The sequence below is a fragment of the Actinomycetospora sp. TBRC 11914 genome, assembly GCF_012933465.1.
Classification (GTDB): domain Bacteria; phylum Actinomycetota; class Actinomycetes; order Mycobacteriales; family Pseudonocardiaceae; genus Actinomycetospora.
In genome coordinates this window covers 202407-214685 of sequence record NZ_JABBND010000011.1, presented here as the reverse complement: position 1 = coordinate 214685, position 12279 = coordinate 202407, and the positions used below count along the sequence as shown (strand labels likewise).

Below are 12279 nucleotides of genomic sequence, written 5' to 3'. Positions count from 1 at the left end.
GCGCACCCCGGCCGCCGACGCGGTGTCCCCGCGCAGCCAGTCGCAGAACCCGGCCGCGTTGTCCGGCGGCATCCCGTTGTAGGAGGCGGTCACCACCACCACCGCCCCCTCGGTCGGCAGATCCGCCCGCGACGGCGACGCCTCGCCCATCCGCACCGCGCCCACCCGGTCATCGAGCGGGGCCAGCGTCGTCGCCCACCCCCGATCCGTCCCATCCCGAGCGATCCGGGTCGCCAGATCCTCCGCCGCCCCCAGATTCGACCCGAACAACACCAGCAACGGCGTCCCGTGACGATCCGCCGGCGGAACCGGTGCGGGTCGGGTCTGTGGAGTGGTCACCGGGGTCGCCGCGGCGCGCGGGGTCTGCCCGGTCGTGCGGCCGCCGCGGGGACGAAGCGTGATCGTCAGCCCGTCGGGCTTGATGGTGATGCTCTCCTTGATCTTCAGCTGGTAGCCGGCGTGGTCCACCAGGTCGAAGCGCTGGAGCACCATCGCGAGCACGAGGATCGCTTCCTGCAGCGCGAACTGGCGCCCGATGCACGCGCGGGCTCCGGTGCCGAACGGCTTGTAGGCGTTGGGCGGGATGTCGGAGCGGCGGGCGGGATCGAAGTGGTCCGGGTCGAACTGCGCCGCGTCGGGACCCCAGATCTCCGGTCGGCGGTGCAGCGCCGTCGACAACGCCATGATCGGGGTCCCCGCGCGGAACTCGTACCCGCCGACGCTGGTGTCCTCGAGTGGTCGGCGGAAGAACGCCGGCGCCGTCGGCCACAGCCGCAGCGTCTCCTCGAGGATCTGCGGGACATAGGTCAGCTTCCCGACCTGGGCGGCCGTCGGGGCCACCGACAGGTCGGTGCCGAGCACCTCGTCGACCTCGGCCTGCGCCCGCGCCGCGACGGCGGGGTTCTTGGTCAGGTAGTGCACGGCGAAGGAGAGCAGCCCGCTCGTCGTCTCGTGGCCCGCGACCAGGAAGGTGATGCACTGGGAGACGATGTCGCGGTCGGGCAGGGAGAGTCCTGCCTTGTCGACGCCGTCGAGCATCCGGCCGAGCAGGTCCTGACCCGCCTCGCCCGAGGTCCGGCGCTCGTCGATGATCGCCTGCACGGTGTCGGTCATGAGCTCGATGGCGGCCGCAAAGCGCCGGTGGGCCCGGGTGCGGAGACGGTCGACCGGGCCGGGGATGCGCAATTGGGCCTGGCTCTCGTCGAGCATGGTCCTCATGGCCTGCACGAAGGGGTGCGCGGTGTCGCGGTAGAACGAGTTGAACCGGTACCCGAAGCCGCACAGCGCGATCGTGTCCAGCGTCAGCCGGGTCATGTCCGCGGTCACGTCGACCGCCTCGCCCGGGTTGAGCCGCTCCCACTTGAGCAGCAGCTGCTCGGCGATGTCGACCATCATCGGGTGGTAGCCCTGGATGGAGCGCTGCGAGAACGCGGGCAGCAGGATCTCGTGCGCGCTCTTCCACAACGGGTCGTCGGAGTCCGCCGTGAACAGTCCCCGCGTGGGGAGCGCTGTGCCCATCACCTTCTGTGGCCGAGCGACGAACTTCGCGAAGCGGGTCTCGTCGCACAGGTCGTCGAACATCTCCAGCCCGGAGGCGACGAACAGGTCCTGCCCGAGCATGGTCAGGTGCATCATCGGGCCGTAGCGGGCGGCGAGGTCGACGATCGTCTGGATCGTGCGTCCGCTCGGGAGGTCGAGCAGGTTCCCGACGACGGGTTTCGCCGGCGGACCGGGGATCGGACGAGCGCCCGGCGGGCGGGTGTCGGACTGGGCGGCCACGGCATCTCCTCGCTCGAATCCAGCGCACACTCGACTGCCGTGTGCTTCGGCCCAGCGTGACCGCTGGCGACGAGAACGGACCCCGTCCGTGCTTCCAGTCGACGTTCCAGCCCACCATGCGTCGCGACCCGGGCACGCCGCGCGCACGCCCGGCGTGTGGGGGAGGAGGCGACGCCAGGGGTCAGAGCGCGGTGCCCATCACGGTCAGGGCCGTCGTCAGCGGTGGCGCGGGCTCGGGATGGCACGCCTCGGTGAGGGACTCGTAGAGCGCGAGCAGGTGACCGAGGCCCACGAGGTGGGACAGGCCGACGGCCGGCCGCGCGGGGTCCACGACCAGGCGCATCGGGGCACCGCTGTGGTCCACCACGTCGTAGGCGCACGCCACGATCCCGCCGTACGCCGCCGCGGTCAGCGGTTCGCTCGCGCTCACGTCGACCACGACGCCCCCGGCCCCCCGGGTGAGGTGGCTGCGCACCCGACGCCGCAGTTCCCGGACGGTGTCGGGGTCGACCCGCCCCGACACGGCGAACACGCTCGCCCGGCGACCCACGCCGATGTGCAGGGTCGCGTACCGGGACGGGCCCGTCGGGACCTGGCGTGCGCTGCTCGAGGACTTCGTGGTGACCATGTCCCGAGCGTCGTCCGGCTCCTGGGCTGCGAGTCGTGAGGTCGTTAGCAGTTCCCTGTGCACACCCGCCTCGGGAGCAACGTCGTGCCCCTGATCGGACGGAGTCGACCACAGCAGGCCGTCGTCGCCGTCACAGGCCCGCCACATCCCGACGCGTGACGGTCGACCGCATGAGTCGAACGCCACCACCCTCCCGTGAACCGCACCCGTGGACGGCGCGACCCGCACGCCACCGGGACCGGCGGCTGCGCTGGACGCACGGACGCGAGGTGGCCCGGCCGGTGCCCACGGAGCTGCCCGACGACCTGTCCGCGGTCGGGCTGCCGGCCGGGGTCGCCGTCCCCCCGGTGCGGCGACCCCTCGACGAGGCGCTTCCCGGGACCGAGGGCGTCGAGGTCCAGGTCGTCGGGTACGGCACGTTGGCGACGCAGCTGTCGGCGTCCCTGCCGGCCGGGTGGTCGGTCCGCGCGGTCGAGTCGGCCACGTGGTCCTCGACGCCGGGCTTCACGCTGTTGTGGCGCCCGAGCCGGAGCGCGGTCGCCGGCGCCCTGCAGCGGCGGCCGCTCGGGGAGGTGGTCGTCCTCCTCGATCGGCGGGATCCCGGAGAGGCCGTGGTGGCCGCGTTCGACGCGGGCGCCGCCGCGTGCATCCACCAGCCCGCCGCGGCCCTCGTCGTGGGGTATCTCCTGCGGCTCGACGCGAACCGCACGCGCTCCTGAACCGTGTCGGGGATCCGCCGGTCGGCGAGGGTCACCGGAGGCAGGCCGGATCGTCATCCGGCCTGCCTCGCGTGCTCGTGATCATCAGGTCAGTGGCCAGTGCTCCTACAGCGAGCCGTCGGCGTGCTGCGTCGCGGCGTGCTCGGCCGCCCGGGCGGTGAGCGCCATGATCGTCAGCGTGGGCCCGACCCCGCCGTTGGAGACGTACGAGGCGGCGTCGGTGACGAACAGGTTCGGGATGTCCCAGGACTGGTTGAACTCGTTGAGCACCGAGCTGCCCGGGTCGTTGCCCATGCGCGCCCCACCGCACTCGTGGATCGCGGCCCCCATCGCGAGACTGCGCTTGACCCCGAGCCGGAAGATCGCCCGGCTGAACGGGTCCGCGTCGGGCCAGACCTTGCGCGAGTCCAGCCCGAGCGACGACGCGGCGAAGTTGACGCGGTAGCCGCTCGCCTCGGCCATCTCGCGCAGACCCCGGACCTGGGCGCGCATCAGGGCGCGCTCGTTGTCGGTGATGCGCAGGTGCACCCGGGGGATCGGCACGCCCCACGCGTCCTTGCGCCGCGGGTGCAGCGTGATCCGGTTGTCGTAGTACGGGAGCATCTCGCCGAAGCCCATGAGCCCGACGACGCCGCCCGAGCCCTCCGGCACCGGCATGCGACCGACCGTGCCCTGGACCGCCCAGCCGCGGGCGAACTCGCTGGTCGTGGGCGCGTCGACGTTCTCGAACCGCGGGATGTACACGCCGCCGATCGGCGGGTAGTAGGGGTCGGGCGGCGCCTGGTCGGTGGACTCGAACCCGGGGTGGTGGGGGTCGTCGCCGAAGAGCAGGCTCGGCGTCTGGTCCATGAAGTATCGGCCCAGCAGCCCCGACGAGTTGCCGAGACCGTCCGGGTGGCCGTCGGTGGCCGAGTTCAGCAGCAGCCGCACGGACTCGATGCCCGACGCGCAGCACATGACGATGTCGGCGTGGACCCGGTGCTCGCGCTTGGTGTGGCGGTCGACGTAGACCGCGCCGTCGGCCCGGCCGGTGGTCGGGTTGACGACGATGCGGCTGACGACGGCGTCGGTCCGGGTCGTGAGCCGGCCGGTCTCGCGGGCGGCGAGGATGCCCAGCGGCACCCGGTGCAGGTTCGGCGCCGCGTAGCGCCACGGCACGACGTGGCGCGACGGCCAGCGGCCCTCGACGGTGGCCTTGAAGTCCTTCTCGGCCGACGTGAGCAACGAGGGACCGCGGTAGACGCCGTCGGGGAGGTTGTCGAGGCCGTCGGCGGAGCCGTAGACCCCCATGAACTCCTCGACCCGGTCGTAGTACGGCGCGAGGTCGGCGTAGGAGATCGGCCAGTCCTGGCCGTGGCCGTCGTGGGACGCGGCCTGGAACTCGTGGTCGGAGGACCGCAGCAGCACCCGCCCGTAGGCGTGCAGCCGGCCGCCGAGCTGGCGGCCGCGGATCCAGAGGAACTCGCTGTCCGAGGCGTACGGGTGCTTCCGGTCGTTGACCAGGAAGTCGCTGGTCTGCTCCTTGAACATGGCGCGCCGCGACTGGATGTACTGCCCCTTGAGGCTCTGCCGGAGCCGTCCGCCGAGGCCGATCGACATCGCCGCGGGCTGGGTCTCGGGCGGGGGCACGAAGTCGGCCTCGCTGATGTCCCGGCCGGCCTCGAGCAGCAGCACGTCGAGGCCGCGCTCGGTGAGCTCCTTGACCGCGATGCTGCCGGCCGCGCCGGAGCCGATGACCAGGGCGTCGTACCGCCCCTGGGATGAAGTCATGATCGTTCCGTCTCCGTGCGAAGTGAAGGGGATCAGGCGACGAGGAGCGGGCGCAGGGTCCGGTGGGCGACCTCGAGGCCCACGTGGACCTTGTCCTCGGTCCCGCCCCAGAGCGGGTCCTCGTGCTCGACCGAGAGCACGCCGTCGAAGCCGCCCTCGTAGAGGGTGTCGACGACGCGGCGCCAGTCGACGTCGCCGAGCCCGGGCACCCGGTAGCGCCACCACCCCGTCGTGAAGGGGTCGGCCTCGCGGTCGACGGCGATGCCGGGCCAGCCGTACCGGTTCCGCCGCTCGGGGAAGAGCTGGATGTCCTTCGCCTGGGCGTGCGGGATGCGGTCGACGTAGGGCTTCAGCGCCTCGACGGGGTCGATGCCCATCCACACCAGGTGCGAGGGGTCGTAGTTGAGGTAGAGGCCGATCGAGAACATCCACTCCCACAGCTCGGGGGAGTAGGCGAGGTTGCCGGGATAGCCGTCCGGGTGCCAGCCCTCCATCACGCAGTTCTCGACGATGAGCTTGACGCCCTGCTCGCCGGCCCGGTCCACCAGCGGCTTGAACACCTCCTCGGCGTCGCGCAGGTTCTCGCTGACCGACTTGCCGGGGTGGCGGCCGACGAAGGTCCCGACGGTCTCGGTGCCGAGCAGCGCGGCGGCGTCGATGCACGCCAGCACGTGCTCGTTGACCCGCTTCCGCTCGTCGGCGTCGGGGTGGAGGTTGTTGTCGTAGTAGGCCAGCGACGACGGCGCCGGGCCGAGCCCGTGCTGCTCGAACAGCGCCCGCGTGTCGTCGGCGGTGGCCTGGTCGAAGTGCGCGACGTCGAGGTGGGAGGCGGTGAAGTCCCGGTCCCCGAGCGCGGGCCAGGCGGCGACCTCGAGGGCCTCGTAGCCGGCCTGCGCGGCCCACGCGGCGATCTGGGAGAGGGTCTGGCCGGGCAGGCAGGCGGTCAGCATGCCGAGCTTCACGGGGTGCTCCTTCCGGGTGGGGCGATCCCGACCCAGGTCGAGGTGGTCGCGGAGGTGACGACGGCGTCGGTCAGCGCGGCCGCGCGCAGGCCGTCGGCGAAGCCGGGCAGCCCGTCGGGGCGCTCGCCGGTGACGGCGGCGTAGGTGTCGACGACGAACGCGTCGAAGCAGTCCTGGTAGCCCTGCGGGTGTCCGGCCGGGATACGCGAGTACGCCCCGGCGTCCTTGCTCATCGCGGCTGACCCGCGTGGCAGGGCGAGCGTGCCCTCGAGGCTGCGCACGGTCAGCGTCTCGGGCTGCTCCTGGTCGAAGCCGTACGAGGCGCGCTCGCCGTCGATCGAGATCGCGAGCTGGTTCTTGCGCCCGATCGCGGCCTGGCTGATCGTGGCCGAGCCGGTCGCGCCCCGGTCGGTGGCGAACACGATCGTCACCGAGGCACCGTCGGAGGCCAGCGTCGCCAGGAGCCGGACGATGCGGTGCCCGGTGACGAACTCGGCGAGGTCGCACCAGTGGATGCCCACGTCGGCGAACGTGCGGCCGGCGCCGCCCTGGCCGCGCCACCCGGCGCCGCTCTCGAGCTGCCAGTCCTGCAGGTAGCCGCCGTAGAGCAGGTGCAGCGCCCCGGCGTCGCCGGCCGCGATGCGGGCACGGGCCTCGCGGACGGTGGGGTAGAAGCGGTACACGAACGGCACCGCGGTCACCGCGTGCCGCTCCGTGGCGAAGTCGGTGAGCGCCCGGGCGTCGTCGAGGTCGGTGGCCAGCGGCTTCTCGCAGATCACCGCCTTCCCGGCGGCGACGGCGGCCCGGGCCAGCGGTACGTGGGTGTCGTCGGGGCTCGCGACGTGCACGACGTCGACGTCGGCGGCGGACACGAGCTCCTCGGCGGTGGTGCCGCGGCCGGCCCCGAGCCGGCGCGCGGCGTCGGCGGAGCGGTCCGCGGTGGACGCGGCGACCGCGACCAGCTCGGCGCCCGCGGCACGGACGGCGTGGGCGTGCACGGTGCCGATGAACCCGGTGCCGACGACGCCGACGCGCAGACGCTCGCTCATCGGGGGGTGCTCCCGTCCGGCTCGGGCTCGGCGAACGCCACGAACGCCGGCTGGGGGACCTCGGTGTCAGCGAGGTGGTGCAGGGACCCGTCGGCGGCGTCGACGGCGTAGGCCCGGACGACGTCGCCGGGACGGTCGGCGACCAGCAGGACCGTGCCGGTCGGGTCGAAGGCGAAGCTGCGGGCCGCGAGCCCGGGGTGGATCGAGGGGCTCAGCCGCACCGCGCCGCGCCTCGACAACCGGCCCTCGGCGTCGAGCGCGAACCAGGCCACGGTGTCCTCGCCGCGGTTGTTGACGTAGACGACGTCGAGCCGGGGGTGCACGCGGACCTCGGCGGGCTCGTTCAGCCCGACGTGGTCGGGCCCGACGGTCGACACGTGGTCGAGCAGCGTCACCGCGCCGGTCTCCGGATCGAGGGTGAAGCACGCGAGTTCCGAGGAGAACTCCCAGGTCATCAGCAGTCGGCCGGTCGACGGGTGGAATGCGGCGTGGCGGGGCCCGGTCTGCGGGCCGGTGTGCAGGGACGCGGCCGGCCGCAACGAGGTGCCGTCGCCGAGGGCGTAGACGAGGACCCGGTCGGTGCCCTTGTCGCCGACGACGACGAACCGGCCGGTGGGGTCGAGGACCGCGCAGTGGGCGTGGGGGCCCGACTGGCCGTGACCGCCGGCCTGGGGTGAGGCGTTCGGGTCGGTGCCGTGCCCCTCGAGGACCGCGAGGTCCCGGAGGTCGCCGATCGACCCGTCGGGCTCGAGCCCGAACAGGAGCACCGTGGAGTCGTCGTAGACGTACTCGACGTTCCACCCGTCCTCGGTGCGCACCACGCGCTCGACGTGGTCGAAGGACCCGTGGTCGGCGCAGAGCAGCACCCGACGATCGGCCGCGACCGAGAGGTACGTCGGGAACGGGCCGGGGGCCGGCTGCGAGTTCACCCAGGTCAGCGCCGCCGTCGTGGGGTCGACGGCGAAGGCGTGCACGGCGGCACGCGGGCCGACCGGACCGCGACCGTCGTTCTTGCGCTCGTCGACCGCGTACAGGACCCGGGTGGTGGCGTCGTAGACCAGGTGGCCGGCCTGGGCCGGGGACCCGCTGCGCGAGCAGACCTCGAGCTTGCCGGACGGGTCGAGCTCGAGGCCGATGATCCCGCCGGACCCGGGGTGGGCCGGGTCGGCGTAGGAACCCACGTAGCAGACGGTGTTCATGCCGCGGTCAGGCGGCGAAGCATCTCCTGGTGGCGGCGGACCTGCTCGACCTCGTCGGCGAGCTCGGCGCGACCGCGGTCCTGGAAGTAGCGCTGGCCCTCGTACTCGGAGTTGACGTACCCGTCGTAGCCGCCGGCGACGAGGGCGGAGATCGCGGTGTCGTAGTCGATGGCGATGTCCTGGTACTGCCCGGGCCGGCCCGGGATCTCGGACATGTTGTTGAACTTGCCGTGCACGCTGACCACGTGGGGCACCAGCTCGCGCAGGGTGTCCCCGGAGGTGTTCGACAGCATCAGGGCCTCGAAGACCACGGTGTGGTCGATCTCGGCCGGGTCGTCCACCCGGGACTCGGTGAAGGCCTTCACCCCGCGGAAGGTGTCGGCGAACGCGGGGTCGACCTCGCCCGTCGTCAGGAACCGCTTGACGTCCACGCGCAGGTTGCCGGCGGTGGAGAAGGACATGTCGACGGCGCCGACGGGCGCCTTCCCGGCACGCAGCAGCTCGGCGAGCTCGACGGCGGCGGCGGTGGCCGCCGGGGAGGCGCCGCGGCGCTCGAACCAGGCCAGCTGCACCTCCGAGGGGCGCCACCCGAAGATGCCGAAGTCGGGGACGATGCCCAGGTGGCGGGTGCCGGTGCGCTCGACGTGCTCGACGATCTCGGTGACCTGCCGGCCCTCGAGCGGCATCGGCTGGTGGATCTCCTTGCCGAGCCGGACGTCGAGCTCCTCGGCCAGCGGCAGGGCGGAGAGCATGACCTCGAGGGGGACCACCGAGAGCACCCGCACGTTGCGGAACCCGAGGCGCTCGGCCAGCCGGATGTCGCGACGGAGTCGGTCGGCGCACTCCTCGTAGGTCATGACGTGGTCGCGGAACTGCAGGACGTCCATGCAGACGTCCATGGTCACCGGGGTGGTGCCGTAGCGGTCCATCCAGTCGAACCAGCGCGCGACGAACTCGTCACCCGGGTCGGGGTAGCGCAGCGACATCTCGTCCACGATCTCGACGCCGTCGGCGTCGGGCAGGGCCTCGCCGACCTCGCGGATCTGGGACTCGAGGTCGAGCTCGCGGAAGAACTGCGACTGCTGGTAGCTGTAGAACGACACGCCGCGCTTGATGGCCATCAGACGGTCTCCTTCTCCGCGGTGAGCTCGAGGGTGTGGACGACGATCTCGGGGGCCTTCTCCGACCCGGCGCCGGTGCCGGGCACCGGGGGGTTCGCCACCCACTCCTCGTCGGTGGGCTGGTAGCCGTAGGCGGCGAGCACCGACTGCTGGAAGCGCACGGTGTGGACCCCGGGGGCGAGGCCGCCGGGCGCGGCGACGTGCAGCACGCCCTCGTCGTCGTAGTCCCAGTGCTCCCAGACCTGCCCGCGGAGCTCGGAGAACGTCCGCGGCTCCCGGCCGTTGATCTCGAAGGTCTGCACGTCGCGCGGGTAGGAGACGCCGTCGACCTCGAGGAAGTAGCCGTTGTGCAGCGAGAGGAACACCCCGCGGTAGTTGGCGTTGCGCACCGCCAGGCGGAACCCGACGACGTCGCCGTCGACCTCGTCGTTGCGCAGGCTGTCCTCGCGGATCAGGAAGTTCTCGAACACTGCTCTCTTCCTCGCTCTGGTCGATGGGGGAGCGGGAGGGCGGGCCCCGGGGCCCGCCCTCCCGGGGTGGGTCAGGCCGCCGCGGGGGACACCGCGGCCGGGGCGTCCTCACCCTTCACGGTGAGGGGCTCGAAGGCTGCGCCGTGACGGTGGCGGAAGATCCCGAGCCACAGGATGGTGGTGACCACGGCGATGGCCACCGGGACGATCCAGAGGGTGGTCCAGGCGCCGGTGTCGGTGGCCGGGGCGGTGGCGACGGTCGCGTTGTAGATCTCGCCGGAGGCCAGCGACCCGATGAGGGCGCCGAGCCCGGAGATGACCAGGATGAGCATGTTCTGGGCCTGGGCGTGCAGCTTGGCCGGGACGACCTGGTTGAGCCACATCGCGGTGAGGACCAGGAAGAAGTCGTTGCAGATGCCGTGCAGCGCGACGCCGACGACCAGCGGCGTCAGGTGCCCGCCCGCCGCGACGGCGAAGAGGACGAACCGCACCGCCCACATCCCCATCCCGACCGCGAGGCCGGCCTTGAGGCCGATCGTGCGCAGCACCAGCGGGATCGAGACGATGAAGACGATCTCCGAGAGCTGACCGATGGCCAGCACCCCGGCGACGTTGGAGACGCCGAGGGCACCGATGTAGGCGGAGGCGAAGGTGTTGTAGAAGCCCAGCGAGACCGCGGTGAGCAGGGTGCAGAGCATGATGATCGCGAAGTTGCGGTGCCGGAAGAGCGGCATGGCCTTCGCGCCGATGACGTCGCCGAACGAGAAGCGGACGCCCTTGGCGGGCGGGGGCGTCGTCGGCAGCGTGAACGAGTAGAGGCCGAGGACGAAGCTGGCGACGGCGGTGACGATGAACAGGTTCGCGGAGCCCGAGAGGCCCATCCACCCCACGCCCAGACCGGCGATCGCCCAGCCCAGGGTGCCGAACACCCGGATGTAGGGGAACCGGCCGTCGTCGGACCCGAGCTGCCGGAAGACGATGGAGTTCGCGAGCCCGATGGTGGGCTGGAAGAAGAGCGTGTAGAGGAAGATCAGCCCCAGGACGAGGCCCCCGTTCTGGGCGCTCACCGCCCCGGGCAGGAAGACCAGCACGATGCCGCCGAGGATGTGGGCGACGCCGAGCACCTTCTGTGAGGCGAAGAACCGGTCGCCCAGGGCTCCGAGGAACATCGGCGAGGCGATCGCCGAGACCGCGGCGAGGGCGTAGACCAGGCCGATGATCGTGGACAGCCCGTTGGTCGACAGGACCAGGCCGATCGTGGCGAACCACGACCCGAACACGATGAACTCGAGGAGCATCATCGCGATCAGGCGCGTGTAGAGGGTCGCGTGGCCGGCCGGTCGGCCGGGTGCGGCCGCCGCGCCGTGCGCTGCGGAGGCCGTGCTGGGGCTCTCGCTCATCGTTGAGATCCTTCGGGTGATGGTGAGGGTGGGGCGGGGCGCCGCGCGTACCGCGGTCGCGGGCCGGTGTCCCCGCGAGGTGCGCGGGCCGGTGGCCGCCTGGTCCCGAGGGACGGACGGCGTCTGAGCGAGCTCAGAAAGCGGATGGGCCCGGGAGCGCGGATTCCTCCCGGACCGTGCCGGTGCGATCTGGGCCACACGACGTGGTAGCGACGTACGCTAGCTCACACCATAATCAACAACAAGAACGACAGCAGGATTATTGACAATCTAGGCAGTGATCTTCGGTTGTGCCCTGTGGAGCTCGTGTGAGCAGGGCGGAGCTCGTCCGGCAGACGGGTCAGTCGCCGCCGCGGAGAGCGTCGATGACGGCGCGGAAGTGCCGGCGGGCCGCCGCGTCCGCCCGGTCCGGATCGCGCGCGGTGACCGCCTCGACCACCTCGCCGAGCTCGGCGAAGGAGCGCGGCGCGCGACCCGGACGCAGGGAGAGCTGGAACTGGTGGCGCACGATCTGCGCGGCCAGCCGGTCCACGAGCTCGGTCGCGGTCGGCTGCCGGGCCGCCGCCCGGATCGTGGCGTGCAATGTGGCGATCAGCGTGGAGTAGCCGGCCAGGTCGCCCTCGGCGAGCGCCCGCGCCATCTGTCCCACCTGCGTGCGCAGAACGGTGATCTCCTCGTCGGTGATGCGCTCGGCGGCCCGCCGCGCGAGCAGGCTCTCGAGCACCATGCGGCACTCGGCGATCGCCACGGCCTCCTGCCGGGAGACGACGCGGACCCGGGCGCTGCGGTTCGGGACGCGCTCCACCAGGCCCTCGGTGATGAGGGTCTCGATGGCCAGGCGGATGCTGCTGCGGGTCGTGCCGTACGACTCCACCAGGGCCGACTCGATCAGTCGGTAGCCCGGTGGCAGGTCACCGCGGGCGATCCCGGCGCGCAGTCGGCTCTCGGCGGCGTCCCGGTGTGGTGCGGCGATGACGATCCCTCCCTCCCGGACTTCCCCGATCGGTGTGGCGCTGTGGGAGGAGCGTACGAAGCTGTTGGCAAGATTGTCAACGATCCTGCCAGCAATGCGTCGAGCGGTCGTCGCGAGGTCGGGGCGGGTGCCCGGGCGGCGCGCCTCGACGGCACGGGCCACCGCGGCGGCGGCGCGCGCCCGGCGCGATGGTCGCCGGGGACGGAGAC

11 protein-coding genes are annotated in these 12279 nt (G+C 72.2%); 1 reads left to right on the top strand and 10 read right to left on the bottom strand.

The window, feature by feature from the left end:
• Together HH311_RS18330 and HH311_RS18325 are read right to left on the bottom strand one after the other, a co-directional pair.
• Positions 1–1779 (bottom strand): cytochrome P450 (locus HH311_RS18330; protein WP_169185119.1); only part of this gene is annotated, 1779 nt, incomplete at its 3' end.
• Between the two features lie 181 nt (positions 1780–1960).
• Positions 1961–2407 (bottom strand): hypothetical protein, encoded by a 447-nt coding sequence (locus tag HH311_RS18325; RefSeq protein ID WP_169185118.1) that lies wholly within the window; start codon positions 2405–2407, stop codon positions 1961–1963.
• A gap of 281 nt (positions 2408–2688) precedes the next feature.
• Between HH311_RS18325 and HH311_RS18320 the strand changes: the two genes are divergently transcribed.
• Positions 2689–3126, top strand: coding sequence for a hypothetical protein (locus HH311_RS18320; protein ID WP_169185117.1), 438 nt, complete (start codon positions 2689–2691; stop codon positions 3124–3126).
• Between the two features lie 105 nt (positions 3127–3231).
• Here the strand turns inward: HH311_RS18320 and HH311_RS18315 are convergent, their stop codons facing one another.
• From HH311_RS18315 to HH311_RS33395, 8 genes are all read right to left on the bottom strand, one after another.
• Positions 3232–4896 carry a GMC oxidoreductase gene (locus HH311_RS18315; protein WP_169185116.1) on the bottom strand — a complete coding sequence of 555 codons (1665 nt, stop codon included), beginning with the start codon at positions 4894–4896 and terminating at the stop codon, positions 3232–3234.
• 32 nt (positions 4897–4928) lie between these two features.
• On the bottom strand, positions 4929–5858 hold the full coding sequence (locus tag HH311_RS18310) for a sugar phosphate isomerase/epimerase (protein ID WP_169185115.1): 930 nt from the start codon (positions 5856–5858) through the stop codon (positions 4929–4931).
• A complete protein-coding gene (locus HH311_RS18305) occupies positions 5855–6907 on the bottom strand; it encodes a Gfo/Idh/MocA family protein (RefSeq protein WP_169185114.1) in 1053 nt (350 codons plus the stop codon). Before HH311_RS18305 ends, HH311_RS18310 begins: the two co-directional genes overlap by 4 nt.
• The gene (locus tag HH311_RS18300; RefSeq protein WP_211190433.1) at positions 6904–8088 is read right to left on the bottom strand and encodes a beta-propeller fold lactonase family protein; all 1185 of its coding nucleotides are present in this window, start codon (positions 8086–8088) and stop codon (positions 6904–6906) included. Before HH311_RS18300 ends, HH311_RS18305 begins: the two co-directional genes overlap by 4 nt.
• Before the next feature lie 14 nt (positions 8089–8102).
• Entirely contained in the window at positions 8103–9227 is a 1125-nt protein-coding gene (locus tag HH311_RS18295) for a sugar phosphate isomerase/epimerase (RefSeq protein WP_211190432.1), read from the bottom strand.
• The gene (locus HH311_RS18290) at positions 9227–9697 is read right to left on the bottom strand and encodes a DUF6379 domain-containing protein (protein ID WP_169185112.1); all 471 of its coding nucleotides are present in this window, start codon (positions 9695–9697) and stop codon (positions 9227–9229) included. Before HH311_RS18290 ends, HH311_RS18295 begins: the two co-directional genes overlap by 1 nt.
• 71 nt (positions 9698–9768) lie before the next feature.
• Entirely contained in the window at positions 9769–11097 is a 1329-nt protein-coding gene (locus HH311_RS18285; protein ID WP_169185111.1) for an MFS transporter, read from the bottom strand.
• A 340-nt stretch (positions 11098–11437) separates the two neighbouring features.
• A complete protein-coding gene (locus HH311_RS33395) occupies positions 11438–12232 on the bottom strand; it encodes a GntR family transcriptional regulator (protein ID WP_211190431.1) in 795 nt (264 codons plus the stop codon).
• Between the last annotated feature and the right edge of the window lie 47 nt (positions 12233–12279).

What these genes read in the sequence shown, in the direction of transcription:
- HH311_RS18295 (WP_211190432.1), bottom strand. Translation starts at nt 9,227, where the DNA reads ATGGCCATCAAGCGCGGCGTGTCGTTCTACAGCTACCAGCAGTCGCAG.
- HH311_RS18315 (WP_169185116.1), bottom strand. Translation starts at nt 4,896, where the DNA reads ATGACTTCATCCCAGGGGCGGTACGACGCCCTGGTCATCGGCTCCGGC.
- HH311_RS18285 (WP_169185111.1), bottom strand. Translation starts at nt 11,097, where the DNA reads ATGAGCGAGAGCCCCAGCACGGCCTCCGCAGCGCACGGCGCGGCGGCC.
- HH311_RS18305 (WP_169185114.1), bottom strand. Translation starts at nt 6,907, where the DNA reads ATGAGCGAGCGTCTGCGCGTCGGCGTCGTCGGCACCGGGTTCATCGGC.
- HH311_RS18325 (WP_169185118.1), bottom strand. Translation starts at nt 2,407, where the DNA reads ATGGTCACCACGAAGTCCTCGAGCAGCGCACGCCAGGTCCCGACGGGC.